Genomic DNA, 14,801 nt, shown 5'->3' with positions numbered 1-14,801 from the left:
TTTGAGTCAGCATAAGAGAGCCCATTAGCCTGAGTCGATCTGCGTGCGACCCACCGAGATCCAGCGGCAGATTGCTCGACCCCATAACTCAAGACCTATGCGGGCGTGCCCATGATTACCCTGAAACTCAATGGTCAAGACCATCAACTCGACGTCACCGAGGACATGCCGCTGCTCTGGGCGATCCGCGACGTGGCCGGTTACAACGGCACCAAATTCGGCTGCGGCATGGGCCTGTGCGGCGCCTGTACCATTCATATCGAAGGGGCTCCGGCACGCAGTTGCATTACGCCCATCGGTTCAGTCGTCGGGCAGAATGTCAGCACCATCGACAACCTGCACGCCGATCCGATCGGCAAAGTCGTGCAGCAAGCCTGGCTCGACACGGCAGTGGCTCAATGCGGCTTCTGCCAGGGCGGGCAAATCATGTCGGCGACGGCACTGCTCAAGACCCATCCGAACCCGAGCGACGAGCAGATCGAAGAAGCCATGGTCGGCAACATCTGTCGCTGCGGCACCTATAACCGTATCAAGACCGCGATCCGTCAGGCTTCCACTCACCTGAAGGAGGCCAAGGCATGAGCCGGTTACCGAATGATTTCGCCCTGAGCAACCTCAGTCGCCGTGGTTTTCTCAAGGGTGTGGGGGCGACCGGTGCGCTGGTGGTCGCCGCGAGTTGGGGTTGGCAAGACGCGTTTGCCGAAGAGAAAGAGAAGAAGTTCGGCGCCGACGGCATGCCCCACGGCTGGGTCGACGATCCGAAAGTCTATGTGAGCATCGCCGCCGATGGCACGGTGACCGTTATCTGCAACCGCTCGGAGATGGGCCAGGGCGTGCGCACCAGCTTGACCATGGTGGTGGCCGATGAACTGGAAGCCGACTGGGCGATGGTCAAGGTACAGCAGGCCCCCGGCGATGAAGCGCGCTTCGGCAACCAGGACACCGACGGCTCGCGCAGCATGCGTCACTGGTACGAGCCGATGCGTCGTTGCGGCGCCGCCGCACGGGCCATGCTGGAACAAGCCGCGGCTGACCAGTGGAAAGTGTCAGTCGGCGAGTGCCAGGCGCAACTTCATAAAGTCATTCATAAACCGTCGGGCCGCGAACTGGGCTATGGCGCGCTGGCCGCCGCCGCTGGCGCTTTGGCCGTGCCTGCGCGAGAAAGCCTGAGACTCAAGCAACCTTCGGAATTTCGATATATCGGTAAGGAAGGCACCAAGGCCATCGACGGTGAGGACATCGTCAATGGTCGTGCGGTGTACGGCGCCGACGTGCATTTCGACGGCATGCTGTACGCGACCATCGCGCGACCCACGGTGTATGGCGGCAAGGTCAAAAGCTTCGATGGCAGTGCGGCGATGAAAGTCCCAGGCGTGGTCAAAGTGGTACAGATCGAAAGCCGCCCGTTGCCTTCGGAGTTCCAACCCCTGGGCGGCATCGCCGTGGTGGCGAGCAATACCTGGGCGGCGATCAAGGGCCGCGAGGCACTGAAAATCGAATGGGACGACGGCCCCAACGCCAGCTACGACTCGATTGCCTATCGCAAGGAACTCGAAGCCGCCTCGCTCAAGCCCGGCAAGGTGGTGCGCAATACCGGCAACCTCGATGAGGCCATGGCCAGCGCCGATAGCACGCTGGAAGCCTCCTACTACTTGCCGCATTTGTCACAGTCGCCGATGGAACCGATGGTCGCCATTGCGCGGTTCAAGGACGGTGCGTGCCAAGCCTGGGGGCCAAGCCAGGCGCCGCAGGTCACCCGGGAACGGATCGGTGAGCGCCTGGGCCTGCCGTTCGACAAGGTCACGTTCAACGTGACCCTGCTCGGGGGCGGGTTCGGGCGCAAGTCCAAGCCTGACTTCATCATCGAGGCCGCCATCCTCGCCAAGGAATTCCCCGGTAAAGCGGTGCGGGTGCAATGGACCCGCGAAGACGACATCCACTGTTCCTATTTTCACACCGTGTCGGCCGAATACCTCAAGGCCAGCCTGAACAAGGATGGCCTGCCATCCGGCTGGTTGCACCGTACGGTGGCGCCGAGCATCACCGCGTTGTTTGCGCCGGGCATGAACCATGAGGCGGCGTTCGAACTGGGCATGGGGTTCACCAACATGGCGTATGCGATCCCCAACATTCGCCTGGAAAACCCCGAGGCAACGGTGCATACCCGGGTAGGTTGGTATCGCTCGGTGTCGAACATTCCCCATGGTTTCGCGATCCAGAGTTTTATCGATGAACTGGCGCACAAGGCCGGGCAGGATCCGCTGAAGTACCAGATCAGATTGCTCGGCCCGGACCGTCAGATCGATCCGCGTACCTTGAGTGAAGAGTGGAACTACGGCGAATCCCCCGAGCGTTATCCGATCGACACCGCGCGCCTGCGCACGGTACTGGAGACCGCCGCCAAAGCCGCCGGTTGGGGGCGTGAGTTGCCCAAGGGACGCGGCCTGGGCCTGGCAGTGCATTACAGCTTCGTGACCTATGTGGCGGCGGTGATCGAGGTGGAGGTCAAGGACGACGGTACGCTGGTGGTGCACAAGGCTGACATCGCCGTCGATTGCGGGCCGCAGATCAACCCCGAGCGGATTCGCGCGCAATTCGAAGGCGCCTGTGTCATGGGCCTGGGTAATGCGGTGCTGGGGGAAATCAGCTTCAAGGACGGCAAGGTCCAGCAGGATAACTTCCATATGTACGAAGTGGCGCGCATGTCCCTGGCGCCGAAAGAAGTGGCGGTGCATCTGGTGACGCCGCCGGGCAATGTTCCGTTGGGTGGTGTGGGTGAACCGGGCGTGCCACCGATTGCGCCGGCACTGTGCAACGCGATCTTCGCCGCCACCGGCAAACGCATCCGCAATCTGCCGGTTCGTTATCAGCTGTCGGGATGGCAGAAGGCTGGCGCCTGATGGACAGTGCCGATCTGAACGTCCTGCGCAGCGTGTTGCAATGGCATCGCGCCGGTCAGCGGGTGGTGTTGTACAGCGTGGTCGAAACCTGGGGCACTGCGCCCCGGGCACCCGGCGCCATGCTGGCTTTGCGCGAAGACGGCATGGTGATTGGTTCGGTCTCGGGCGGGTGTGTCGAAGATGACTTGATTGCCCGGCTGCACGACGGACGCCTCGCACTTGACGGGCCGCCGGTGCAATTGATCACCTACGGCGTGACCCGCGAGGAAGCCGCACGTTTCGGCTTGCCCTGCGGTGGCACCTTGCGCTTGACCGAGGAGCGTATCGACGATGGGGATTGGGTCGAGCAATTGCTCGCCCGTTGCGAGGCCCATGAAATCGTTGCGCGTGAACTGAACCTGACCACCGGCGCAGTACTTTTGCAGCCAGCCAGTAAAACTGACGTGTTGACGTTCGATGGACAGACCTTGCGGGTGATCCATGGCCCGCGCTGGCGCTTGCTGCTGATCGGCGCGGGGCAGCTGTCGCGCTATGTGGCGGAAATGGCCCGGCTGCTGGATTTCGAGGTGCTGATTTGCGACCCGCGTAGCGAGTTCGTCTACGGCTGGGAGCAGCAGCACGGACGATTTGTTTCGGGCATGCCGGATGAGGCGGTATTGAATATCCAGACCGATGAACGCACGGCTATCGTGGCCTTGACCCATGATCCGCGTCTGGATGACATGGCGCTGCTCACGGCCCTGGATTCCAGGGCTTTTTACGTCGGAGCGCTGGGATCGCGGGTCAACAGCCAGAAGCGCCGGGAAAACCTGGCTCAACTGGGGTTGTTGCAATCGGCGATTGACCGCTTGCATGGTCCGATCGGTTTGCACATCGGCAGTCATAATCCAGCGGAAATTGCCTTGTCGCTCATGGCGGAAATCGTGGCGGTCAAAAACGGCATCGAACTGAAGCAGAAGAAAGTCCTGCGGGAGAGCGTATGAGCAAATCCATCGGCGTTATCGTGTTGGCGGCGGGGCAGGGCAGCCGGTTTCGTCAGGTGGCGGGTGCCGAAAAGGATAAATTGGTGGCCGATTGCACCGGGCGTGACGGCGTGGTGCGGTCCGTCATCGAGCACACATTGGTCAACCTGCCGGCGAGGCTGGACAAGCGCGTACTGGTGACCACTGCTGACCGCCCGCAAGTGATTCGCATGGCTCAGGCCTATGGCTGCGAGATTGTGCTGATCGAATCGACGGGAATGGGCGACAGCATTGCCGCGGGAGTCGCTGCCTGCAAGCAACTCGATGGCTGGCTGATGGTGCTGGGGGATATGCCGTTCATCCTGCCATCGAGTATCGAGCAAGTGGTGGCGGGGATTGGCGATGACAGTATCAGCGTGCCAGTGCAGGACGGCGGGTACGGGCATCCGGTCGGTTTCGGACGGGACTTCGCGGCGGGGTTGATGGCGTTATCGGGTGATCGCGGCGCCAAGCCGCTGTTCACCCAAGGACGGGTGGTTGAAGTGAGCGTGGATGATTCTGGTGTGGTGTGGGATGTGGATGTGCCTGAAGCACTAACCTTCAGGCCAGCATAGATCCTTGTGGGAGCGAGCTTGCTCGCGATAGCGGTGGATCAGCTAGCACCAATGTTGAATGTCATTCCGCCATCGCGAGCAATCGAGCGTCGACCGGCTGCTCCCACAGGGGAATGGTGTGATTTCACAGATGTAAAAAAAGCCCCGCCTGGGATCACCAGGCGGGGCTTTTTAGTGGCCGATGGAATCAGACGAGAGGTTTAGGCTCGTGCTCTTTTTCCTGGGCCTGCTCGTGTTGTTCTACCGCTTCCTGAACGGAGCGCGGTGCTTCGTGGATCACCGACTCAACCGGCTCGGCAGCCACTTCGGCAGCCGGGGCAGGAGCTGCCTCAACCACTTCAGCAGCAACCGGTGCAGGCTCGGCGGCGACAACCGCTTCAGCTGGAGCCGCAGCGGCAGCCAGTTCAGCTTCCTTCTGCAGACGCTCGGCTTCACGCTTGCGACGACGCACTTCACGCGGGTCGTTAGGCGCACGGCCACTTGGCGTCAGGGCGCTGGCAGGAGCGGCTTCGACTACCGGAGCAGGTGCCTGGGCAACGACTGGTGCTTCAACGACTGGCGCTTCAACCACCGGTGCTGGAGCCGGTTCTGCTGCGGCAACCACCGGCTCGGAAACCATGGTTTCAGCCACTTGGGTTTCAGCGGCAGGTGCAGCGGCTTCAGCGACGGCTGGCTCGGCAACCCAGTTGAATGCGGTTTGCTCTTCGCGAACTTCACGCACGGTGTCAGTCACGGTTTCAACAACCGCTTCTGCAGCCTGGGCAGGTGCTTCTACCACTGGCGCTGGCTCGGCAGCCGCTTCAACAGCAGGCTGAGCTTCTGGCGCTGGCGCCACTTCGATTTCCGGCGAGGCGGTGACTTCGACCGGTGTGGTCGCTTCAACGACTGGCGCTTCAACCGGAGCTGCTTCCAGGGTCGCGGTAGTGGCGCGTTCGGCTTGCACATTGGCTTCAGCTTCTGCTGGAGCGCTGATCACGCTGCTGGCAACAGCTGCGGTGACAGCCAGGCCGGCGGCCAGATCGGCAGTGCTTGGCGCTTCAGCGTTTTCGCCGGACTCGGACTCTTCCGAACCTTCGATCACGTTGCCGTTGGCGTCACGCTGACGCTCGCGACGGTTGCTGCGACGACGCTGACCACGGGAGCGGCGGCGTGGACGGTCGCCTTCGGCGCTTTCCTGACCGTCTTCCGACAGTTGCTCTTCGTTGGTGGTCAGTTCTTCTTCAGTTGCGGCTGCGGCAGCTTGTTCGGCACGTGGCTGACGTTCTTCACGCGGTGGGCGTGGCGCGCGTTCTTCACGTGGCTGACGAGCCGGGCGTTCTTCAGCGGTAGCAGCCGTAGCGGTAGCAGCGGCGGCCGGAGCAGCCGGAGCGGCATCCAGAGGCTCGCGCAGTTCACGAACGCGTTCTTCACGCTCGCCACGTGGCTTGCGATCTTCACGCGGAGCGCGCGGTGCACGTTCTTCACGAGGCGCGCGTGGTGCGCGTTCTTCGCGGGCTACCGCTGGCGTTTCTTCGCGGGTTTCGCGAGGTTCACGCACTTCCCGTGGCTGACGCTCTTCACGCGGCTCACGTGGTGCGCGTTCTTCACGCGGTGCACGCTCTTCGCGAGGCTTGCGCTCTTCATCGCGGCGACCGTTACGGTTGCGGCTCTGCTGGCGACCGTTGCGACGCTCTTCGTTGCGGGCCGGACGCTCGGCGGCAGGTTTTTCAACCACAACCGGTGCGGCAGGCTCTTCCTTGGTGGCGAACAGGCTCACCAGCGACTTCACCAGGCCTTTGAACAGGCTTGGCTCCGGTACGGCGGCCGGGGCAGGGGCTGGAGCGGCCACTTCGGTCGGCACCGGAGCGTTGGCACGGGCCGGGGCCGTTTTGACCGCAGCTTCCTGGCGAACCAGGGTGCGGGTCGCAGCGGCTGGCTGGACTTCTTCGACTTCGGCAGCGGCAGCGGCGATTTCGTAGCTGGACTGGTTGGTCGCGGCTTCCGGGCTGTCGTCACGCAGGCGCTGTACTTCGAAGTGCGGCGTTTCGAGGTGATCGTTCGGCAGGATGACGATGCGGGCACGGGTGCGCAGTTCGATCTTGGTGATCGAGTTGCGTTTTTCGTTGAGCAGGAACGCCGCCACCGGGATCGGCACTTGTGCACGAACTTCGGCGGTACGGTCTTTCAGGGCTTCTTCTTCGATCAGGCGCAGGATCGCCAGGGACAGCGATTCAACGTCACGGATGATGCCGGTGCCGTTGCAACGCGGGCAGACGATGCCGCTGCTTTCACCCAGGGATGGACGCAGGCGCTGACGGGACATTTCCAGCAGGCCGAAGCGCGAAATGCGACCGACTTGCACGCGAGCGCGGTCGGCTTCCAGGCATTCGCGGACTTTTTCTTCCACGGCGCGCTGGTTCTTGGCAGGGGTCATGTCGATGAAGTCGATGACGATCAGGCCGCCGATGTCGCGCAGGCGCAACTGACGGGCGATTTCCTCGGCCGCTTCAAGGTTGGTTTGCAGCGCGGTTTCTTCGATGTCGCTGCCTTTGGTGGCGCGCGCCGAGTTGATGTCGATGGACACCAGGGCTTCGGTCGGATCGATCACGATGGAACCGCCGGAAGGCAGTTCGACAACGCGCTGGAAAGCGGTTTCGATCTGGCTTTCGATCTGGAAACGGTTGAACAGCGGAACGCTGTCTTCGTACAGCTTGATCTTGCTGGCGTACTGCGGCATTACCTGGCGGATGAAGGTCAGGGCTTCGTCCTGGGCTTCAACGCTGTCGATCAGCACTTCGCCGATGTCCTGGCGCAGGTAGTCGCGGATCGCGCGGATGATCACGTTGCTTTCCTGGTAGATCAGGAATGGCGCGGCGCGGTCCAGCGAAGCTTCCTTGATGGCGGTCCACAGTTGCAGCAGGTAGTCGAGGTCCCACTGCATTTCTTCGCTGCTGCGGCCAAGGCCTGCAGTGCGCACGATCAGGCCCATGTCGGCCGGGGCAACCAGACCGTTCAGGGCTTCACGCAGTTCGTTGCGCTCTTCGCCTTCGATGCGACGGGAGATACCGCCGGCACGCGGGTTGTTCGGCATCAGCACCAGGTAACGACCGGCCAGGCTGATGAAGGTGGTCAGGGCGGCGCCCTTGTTGCCACGTTCTTCTTTTTCGACCTGAACGATGACTTCCTGGCCTTCGCTCAGGACGTCCTTGATGTTGACGCGACCTTCCGGGGCTTTCTTGAAGTATTCGCGGGAGATTTCTTTGAGGGGCAGGAAGCCGTGGCGCTCAGAGCCGAAATCGACAAAGGCAGCCTCGAGGCTTGGTTCGATGCGAGTAATCCGGCCTTTATAGATGTTGGCCTTCTTCTGCTCGCGTGCACCGGATTCGATGTCCAGGTCGTAGAGGCGCTGGCCATCTACCAGTGCAACACGCAACTCTTCGGGTTGAGTTGCGTTAATCAGCATTCTTTTCATGTAGTACCGTCGGTTTCCGGGCTGCCGGAAACGGCGTTCGGCACACACGACTTCTCACGGTCGGTGTCAGGTGCGTCGGGAGTGGTTGGCCATTTCCCGTGTCCAGCGAAGTCCGGCCAATGTGGGCCTTCATCGCGACGTACGCGTCCTGCTTGCTGTGGCTACTTAAGCACTCAGTCAGGAGGAGGAATCAACCAGCGGCTGTGGACGAGATGAAGCGTCTTGAGAAAGCCTGTTGCTACACAGTCCGGCGGTTGTGCATCTCCACCCTACACGTATCCCTGATAATTCGGGTGCTGCCGCGCGCAGAATCCGCAGCGGGTTGGCATTTACCGTGAGCTCCGAAAGGGGAGGTCACGCATCATGGCTAATTTAGGCGTTGTTTCCGATGCCTTCGCTCGGGGTCATTCGCAGCTGACTGCACTTTGTGAACTGGCCGTGAATATGGCTCGCAAAACGAGTGGAAAACTCTGCTTTGTGGCGTGATTCAGGCCTCATGTCACCTGCGCTCGTTACACCTGCAAACTCCACCGTTACGTAGCGAAAGCCCCGTAGGACGGCCTCGCGTCCTGGTGAATTGCGTTGGTCAGGGCCGGTTTTTGACCGTTGGTCCGCTGTCCAGGCCGCTTTTGGCGACGTTCGCGACTATAGCAGCAATGATTAAGTGCTTCAATTCCATAAAAAATTGTTATCATCCGCGCCATGACGACGACTACCCCCCCGACTCCAGGCGTACAACTGCTTGAGGTCTCGCCGGAATATGCCGGCCAACGCATTGATAATTTCCTTCTCGCCCGACTCAAAGGCGTGCCCAAGACCTTGATTTATCGCATTTTGCGCAAGGGCGAAGTGCGCGTGAACAAAGGTCGGATCAAGCCCGAGTACAAGCTGCAGGCGGGCGATATCGTGCGCGTGCCGCCGGTTCGCGTGCCTGAGCGCGACGAACCGGTGCCGCTGGCACAAGGCCTGTTGCAGCGGCTCGAGGCCTCGATTGTCTTCGAAGACAAGGCGCTGATCGTGATCAACAAGCCCGCGGGCATTGCTGTTCATGGTGGCAGCGGCCTGACTTTCGGGGTGATCGAAGCCTTTCGTCAGTTGCGCCCCGATTGCAAAGAGCTCGAACTGGTTCACCGTCTCGACCGTGATACGTCCGGCCTGTTGATGATCGCCAAGAAGCGCAGCATGTTGCGCCACTTGCACACCGCATTGCGCGGTGATGGCGTCGACAAGCGCTACATGGCGCTGGTCCGCGGTAACTGGGCGAGCTCGATCAAGCAAGTCCGTGCGTCGCTGGGCAAGAGCAATCTGCGCTCCGGCGAGCGCATGGTCGAGGTCGACGAGGAGGAGGGGAAGGAGTCCGTGACCGTGTTCAAGGTCCTGCGCCGCTTCGGCGACTTTGCCACCCTGATCGAAGCAAAGCCGATTACCGGCCGGACTCACCAGATCCGCGTCCATACCTTGCACGCCGGGCATTGCATCGCTGGCGACACCAAGTATGGCGACGAAGGTTTCAGCAAGGAAATCCGCGATCTGGGCGGCAAGCGCCTGTTCCTGCACGCCTACATGCTGACGGTGCCGCTCCCCGATGGTGGTGAGCTGAAGCTGCAAGCGCCGGTCGACGAGATGTGGGCCAAAACCGTGGAGCGATTGAGTGCGCCCATCTGACTACAAGCTGCTGATCTTTGATTGGGACGGCACTCTGGCCGATTCCATTGGTCGGATTGTCGAGGCGATGCACGTTGCCTCGCAGCGTTCCGGTTTTGAGCTGCGCGATGATCTGGCCGTCAAGGGCATCATTGGCCTGGGCTTGCCGGAAGCGATCCGCACCCTGTACCCCGAAATCGGCGACGCCGAGCTGATCGCGTTCCGCGAGCGCTATGCTGAGCATTACATTGCGTCGGAGGCTGTGCCTTCGCCGCTGTTCGAGGGTGTGGTCGAGTCGCTCGAGGCATTTCGTGCCGAGGGCTATCATCTGGCTGTGGCGACCGGCAAGGCCCGTCGCGGGCTGGATCGGGTGTTGAAGTCCCATGGCTGGGAGAATTACTTCGATATCACTCGCGCCGCCGACGAAACCGCCAGCAAGCCCCATCCGCTGATGCTCGAACAAATTCTCGCTCATTGCGAGGTTCGCCCGGAACAGGCGTTGATGGTGGGTGATTCGTCATTTGATTTGCAGATGGCGCGCAACGCCGGCATGGGTTCGGTGGCCGTCAGTTATGGCGCTCAATCGATCGATGCGTTGAGGTTGTATGAGCCGCGACTGGCCATCGACCGTTTTTCAGAATTGCATGCCTGGCTGAATCAGCGGGCTTAACCGGTTGTTTTTGGGGTGGATGGCATGACCGACGAATGGAAGGCGCCCGCCAAGGCAAGCGCAGAGAGCGGTGACGACAAAAGCTGGAAACTGCTGGAAAAGACCCTGCTGGCCGGCATACAGGAGCAGCGCCGGTCCCGTCGCTGGGGGATATTCTTCAAGTTTCTGATTTTTGTGTATCTGTTCGGCGCCATTGCCCTGTTTTCGCCTCTGATGGATATGGAAAAGGCCGGCACCCTTAGTGCAAATTACACGGCGTTGATCGATGTGAGAGGCATGATTGCCGACAAGGAGTCGGCCAGTGCAGACAATATCGTTGGCAGCTTGCGTGCGGCTTTCGAGGACAAGAAGGTCAAGGGCGTCATCCTGCGCATCAACAGCCCGGGCGGCAGTCCGGTGCAGTCGGGTTATGTCTATGACGAGATCAAGCGTCTGCGCGGTCTGCACCCGGACATCAAACTCTATGCGGTCATTTCCGATCTGGGGGCTTCCGGCGCTTACTACATCGCCAGTGCGGCGGATCAGATCTACGCCGACAAGGCGAGCCTGGTCGGCTCCATCGGTGTGACGGCAGCCGGTTATGGCTTTGTCGGCACCATGGAGAAGCTGGGCGTCGAGCGTCGTACTTATACCTCTGGCGAGCACAAGTCGTTCCTCGATCCGTTCCAGCCACAGAAGCCGGAAGAAACCGCCTTCTGGCAGGGCGTGCTCGATACGACCCACAAGCAGTTCATCAATAGCGTCAAGCAGGGTCGTGGCGACCGCCTGAAGGACAAGGAGCATCCGGAGCTGTTCTCTGGTCTGGTCTGGTCCGGCGAGCAGGCACTGCCATTGGGGTTGATCGATGGGCTGGGTAATGCCAGTTCGGTTGCGCGGGATGTGGTCGGTGAGAAAGAGCTGGTGGACTTCACCGTTCAGGAATCGCCATTCGATCGCTTTTCGAAAAAACTCGGCGCCAGCGTTGCTGAGCATTTGGCGATGTGGATGGGTTTTAACGGTCCGTCGCTGCGCTGATTCTGATGTGACATGAAAAACCGGCCTGCGTGGCCGGTTTTTTGGTGTCGGGATTCAGGGAACCTGTACGCCTTCAGTCAGCAGCATGTCGATCAGGCGAATCAGCGGCAGGCCGATCAGGCTGGTGGCGTCAGGTCCCTCGGTGCTGCGAAACAGGCTGACCCCCAGGCCTTCGGCCTTGAAGCTGCCTGCGCAGTCGTAGGGTTGTTCGGCGCGCAAGTAGCGTTCGATGCGAGGTGCGTCGAGTGTGCGCATGTGTACGGTGAACGGCACGCAATCGACCTGGCAGTGCCCGGTCTGGCTGTTGAGCAGGGCCAGGCCAGTGAGGAACGTCACGCTGGCACCGCTGGCGGCCAGCAGTTGTTCCCGGGCTTTTTCGAATGTGTGGGGTTTGCCGATAATCCGCTCTCCCAGCACGGCGACCTGGTCGGAGCCGATTATCAGATGAGCGGTATGGCTGTCGGCCAGGGCGCGCGCTTTCTCTTCGGCGAGGCGCTTGACCAGCTCGATGGCGGACTCATCCGGGCGATGGCTTTCGTCGATATCCGGCGAGCTGCAAGTGAAAGGCAGCTGCAGGCGGGTCAGCAATTCCCGGCGATAGGCCGAGCTGGAAGCGAGTAATAAAGGCAGCATGCACAACTCCATAAGGCGTGTGCGAATTCTAGCGAGGCTTCCAAGTGACGGACAGGGCTGAATTTCCTTTGACATGGGCGGGTGCATCCCTATAATGCTGCGCCTATGTTGAATGACCCGATTCCACCTCACGTTGACCCGCGCAAATTGGCTGATCGTGGCACCACCCTTCAAGGTGAAATGCTGCTGGCCGATTTGGAGAGACTCTGCGACCCGCTTTCCGACAATGTCGGTACGGTGCAGGCTAAATTCGTTTTTGAACGAGATGAACGTAAATCTGTGGTCATCCACAGCTTTATCGACACTGAAGTCAAAATGGTTTGCCAGCGTTGTCTTGAGCTGGTCACCCTGCCGATCCATAGCGAATGCAGTTACGCTGTGGTGAAGGAGGGTGCGAATACCCAGTCGTTGCCGAAAGGTTATGACGTGCTGGAACTGGGCGAAGATCCTTTGGATCTGCAGTCACTGATCGAGGAGGAGCTTCTGCTCGCCTTGCCCATTGTGCCTGCTCATCATCCGGAAGAATGCCAGCAGCCGGCGGGAGCAGATGAGCCCGAACCGAGCGAGGACGAGGTAACGCGGTCCAACCCGTTCAGTGTATTGGCGCAGTTAAAGCGTGACCCAAACGTTTAGGAGTTAATCAATTATGGCTGTTCAGCAGAACAAAAAATCCCGCTCTGCCCGTGACATGCGCCGTTCGCACGACGCTCTCGAGGCTAGCACCCTGTCTGTAGAAAAAACCACCGGTGAAGTTCACCTGCGTCACCACGTATCGCCAGAAGGCGTATACCGTGGTCGTAAAGTGATCGACAAGGGCGCTGACGAGTAATCACTTGTCCGCTCAAGTCATCGCGATTGACGCAATGGGCGGGGACTTCGGTCCCCGCAGCATTGTCCAGGCCAGCCTTGCTTGTCTGTCTGCTACACCCTCGCTGCACCTGACCCTCGTCGGTCAACCCTCCCTTCTTGAAGAACTGATCGCTGGCCATCCGGCTGTGGATCGCGCGCGCCTGTCGATAATGCCAGCGTCCGAAGTCATCACCATGGACGACAAGCCTGCCCAGGCCTTGCGCGGCAAACCCGACTCGTCGATGCGCGTGGCGCTTGAGTTGTTGCGTGACGGCAAGGTCCAGGCTTGTGTCAGTGCCGGTAATACCGGTGCGCTGATGGCGTTGTCGCGGTTCGTGCTCAAGACCTTGCCCGGCATTGATCGTCCGGCCATGGTGGCGGCGATTCCGACACAAAAGGGCTATTGCCAGTTGCTCGACCTGGGCGCCAACGTCGATTGCAGTGCCGAGCATCTGTTGCAGTTTGCGGTCATGGGCTCGGTGGCGGCCGAGACCCTGGGCATAGCGCGTCCTCGGGTGGCGTTACTGAACATCGGCACCGAAGCCATCAAGGGCAATCAACAGGTCAAGCTGGCGGCGACTTTGTTGCAAGGCGCCCGTGGTATCAATTACATCGGCTTTATCGAGGGCGACGGTTTGTACCGTGGCGAAGCGGATGTGGTGGTGTGTGACGGTTTTGTCGGCAACATCCTGCTCAAATCCAGCGAAGGTCTGGCGACCATGATTGCCGGGCGCATCGAAGCGTTGTTCAGGAAGAGCGTGGCCTCTCGCGTGGTCGGTGCGCTTGCACTACCGTTGATGAAGCGCCTGCAGGCCGATCTGGCACCTGCCCGGCACAACGGTGCGAGCTTTCTCGGCTTGCAGGGCATTGTGGTAAAAAGCCACGGTTCTGCCGGGGTTCAGGGGTTTCAGAGTGCCATTCAGCGCGCCTTGATCGAGATTCAGGAGAATCTTCCCGAGCGCCTGCACGGTCGTCTGGAGGATTTGTTGCTTTAGGCGTTTTCGTCGGACAATGCTTAAATGTGACCGCTTGGTTCGATGGGCCATCCAACTGTCAGTTTCTTGCGTCCCCAAAGCGGGGCGCCAACTCTCCGACGACAAGATCATTAGGGGCTTGTTACATGTCTGCTTCCCTCGCATTCGTCTTTCCAGGACAGGGTTCGCAGTCCCTCGGCATGCTGGCCGAGCTGGGCGCGCAACATCCGGTTGTCCTTGAAACATTCAAAGAAGCTTCCGATGCACTGGGTTACGACCTGTGGGCACTGACCCAGCAAGGGCCGGAAGAGCAACTCAATCAAACCGATAAAACCCAGCCAGCCATTCTGACCGCCTCTATCGCCCTGTGGCGTTTGTGGCTGGCCGAAGGTGGTGCGCGCCCGGCTTACGTTGCCGGGCACAGCCTGGGTGAATACAGCGCGCTGGTCGCGGCAGGCAGTCTGAGCCTGGGCGATGCGGTGAAGCTCGTCGAGCGTCGTGGCCAGCTGATGCAGGAAGCTGTTCCGGCTGGGCAGGGCGGCATGGCCGCCATCCTGGGTCTGGACGATGCCGACGTACTGGCAGCCTGTGCCGAAGCGGCGCAAGGCGAAGTGGTCAGCGCGGTCAATTTCAACTCACCGGGCCAGGTGGTCATCGCCGGTGCCAAGGCTGCCGTCGAGCGCGCCATCGAAGGCTGCAAGGCGCGTGGCGCCAAGCGTGCCATGCCTTTGCCGGTCAGCGTGCCGTCGCACTGCGAGCTGATGCGCCCGGCTGCTGAGCGTTTCGCCGAATCGATCGCGGCGATCGACTGGCAGGCACCGCAGATTCCCGTGGTGCAGAACGTCAGTGCCCAGGTGCCGGCCGATCTGGAAACCCTCAAGCGCGATCTGCTCGAGCAACTGTACAAGCCAGTACGCTGGGTTGAATCGGTCCAGGCACTGGCCGCCAAGGGCGCGACCAACCTGGTCGAGTGTGGCCCGGGTAAAGTGCTGGCCGGTCTGAACAAGCGTTGCGCCGAAGGCGTGTCGACATCCAACCTCAATACCCCAGACGCTTTCGCTGCCGCCCGTGCAGCGTTGGCCTGAATCAG

The 14,801-nt window shown here is 60.8% G+C and carries 13 protein-coding genes; 11 read left to right on the top strand and 2 right to left on the bottom strand.

The genetic code is table 11. The features are described 5' to 3' along the window. Positions 1-111: 111 nt before the first annotated feature. The 4 genes from AC1RP7_RS21070 to AC1RP7_RS21055 are packed head-to-tail and all read left to right on the top strand — an operon-like array spanning position 112 to position 4,476. Positions 112-582 (top strand): (2Fe-2S)-binding protein, encoded by a 471-nt coding sequence (locus AC1RP7_RS21070; RefSeq protein WP_015096391.1) that lies wholly within the window; start codon positions 112-114, stop codon positions 580-582. Further along, positions 579-2,900: a xanthine dehydrogenase family protein molybdopterin-binding subunit gene (locus AC1RP7_RS21065; protein WP_493181092.1), complete on the top strand. Its 2,322-nt coding sequence runs from the start codon at positions 579-581 to the stop codon at positions 2,898-2,900. The genes AC1RP7_RS21070 and AC1RP7_RS21065 overlap by 4 nt, the downstream gene beginning before the upstream one ends. Continuing rightward, the gene (locus AC1RP7_RS21060; RefSeq protein WP_493181318.1) at positions 2,900-3,883 is read left to right on the top strand and encodes an XdhC family protein; all 984 of its coding nucleotides are present in this window, start codon (positions 2,900-2,902) and stop codon (positions 3,881-3,883) included. The genes AC1RP7_RS21065 and AC1RP7_RS21060 overlap by 1 nt, the downstream gene beginning before the upstream one ends. Beyond that, positions 3,880-4,476 (top strand): nucleotidyltransferase family protein, encoded by a 597-nt coding sequence (locus tag AC1RP7_RS21055; RefSeq protein ID WP_493181091.1) that lies wholly within the window; start codon positions 3,880-3,882, stop codon positions 4,474-4,476. The genes AC1RP7_RS21060 and AC1RP7_RS21055 overlap by 4 nt, the downstream gene beginning before the upstream one ends. 187 nt (positions 4,477-4,663) lie before the next feature. Here AC1RP7_RS21055 and rne read toward each other — a convergent pair whose 3' ends face one another. After that, entirely contained in the window at positions 4,664-7,927 is a 3,264-nt protein-coding gene (gene rne / locus AC1RP7_RS21050) for a ribonuclease E (RefSeq protein WP_493181089.1), read from the bottom strand. A 702-nt stretch (positions 7,928-8,629) separates the two neighbouring features. Between rne and rluC the strand changes: the two genes are divergently transcribed. The 3 genes from rluC to AC1RP7_RS21035 are packed head-to-tail and all read left to right on the top strand — an operon-like array spanning position 8,630 to position 11,255. Beyond that, positions 8,630-9,592, top strand: coding sequence for a 23S rRNA pseudouridine(955/2504/2580) synthase RluC (rluC, locus tag AC1RP7_RS21045; protein ID WP_007977058.1), 963 nt, complete (start codon positions 8,630-8,632; stop codon positions 9,590-9,592). Beyond that, positions 9,579-10,241, top strand: coding sequence for an HAD-IA family hydrolase (locus AC1RP7_RS21040; RefSeq protein WP_493181087.1), 663 nt, complete (start codon positions 9,579-9,581; stop codon positions 10,239-10,241). Before rluC ends, AC1RP7_RS21040 begins: the two co-directional genes overlap by 14 nt. 24 nt (positions 10,242-10,265) lie before the next feature. Continuing rightward, on the top strand, positions 10,266-11,255 hold the full coding sequence (locus AC1RP7_RS21035) for a S49 family peptidase (protein WP_493181085.1): 990 nt from the start codon (positions 10,266-10,268) through the stop codon (positions 11,253-11,255). 54 nt (positions 11,256-11,309) lie between these two features. On the opposite strand, the gene AC1RP7_RS21030 is transcribed toward AC1RP7_RS21035, so the two are convergent. Further along, entirely contained in the window at positions 11,310-11,888 is a 579-nt protein-coding gene (locus AC1RP7_RS21030; protein ID WP_493181084.1) for a Maf family protein, read from the bottom strand. Between the two features lie 105 nt (positions 11,889-11,993). Between AC1RP7_RS21030 and AC1RP7_RS21025 the strand changes: the two genes are divergently transcribed. The 4 genes from AC1RP7_RS21025 to fabD all read left to right on the top strand — a co-directional run bounded on the left by AC1RP7_RS21025 (position 11,994) and on the right by fabD (position 14,796). Further along, the gene (locus AC1RP7_RS21025) at positions 11,994-12,521 is read left to right on the top strand and encodes a YceD family protein (protein WP_007942001.1); all 528 of its coding nucleotides are present in this window, start codon (positions 11,994-11,996) and stop codon (positions 12,519-12,521) included. A 13-nt stretch (positions 12,522-12,534) separates the two neighbouring features. Continuing rightward, a complete protein-coding gene (gene rpmF / locus AC1RP7_RS21020; RefSeq protein ID WP_003179396.1) occupies positions 12,535-12,717 on the top strand; it encodes a 50S ribosomal protein L32 in 183 nt (60 codons plus the stop codon). A gap of 4 nt (positions 12,718-12,721) precedes the next feature. Next, complete coding sequence (gene plsX / locus AC1RP7_RS21015) at positions 12,722-13,732, top strand: phosphate acyltransferase PlsX (protein ID WP_493181082.1); 1,011 nt, start codon at positions 12,722-12,724, stop codon at positions 13,730-13,732. Positions 13,733-13,857: 125 nt separating this feature from the next. Continuing rightward, complete coding sequence (fabD, locus tag AC1RP7_RS21010; RefSeq protein ID WP_008050436.1) at positions 13,858-14,796, top strand: ACP S-malonyltransferase; 939 nt, start codon at positions 13,858-13,860, stop codon at positions 14,794-14,796. Positions 14,797-14,801 lie beyond the last annotated feature (5 nt).

Source organism: Pseudomonas sp. GW822-FHT01E03 (genome assembly GCF_058802985.1).
This window is presented reverse-complemented; position numbering and strand designations above follow the sequence as displayed.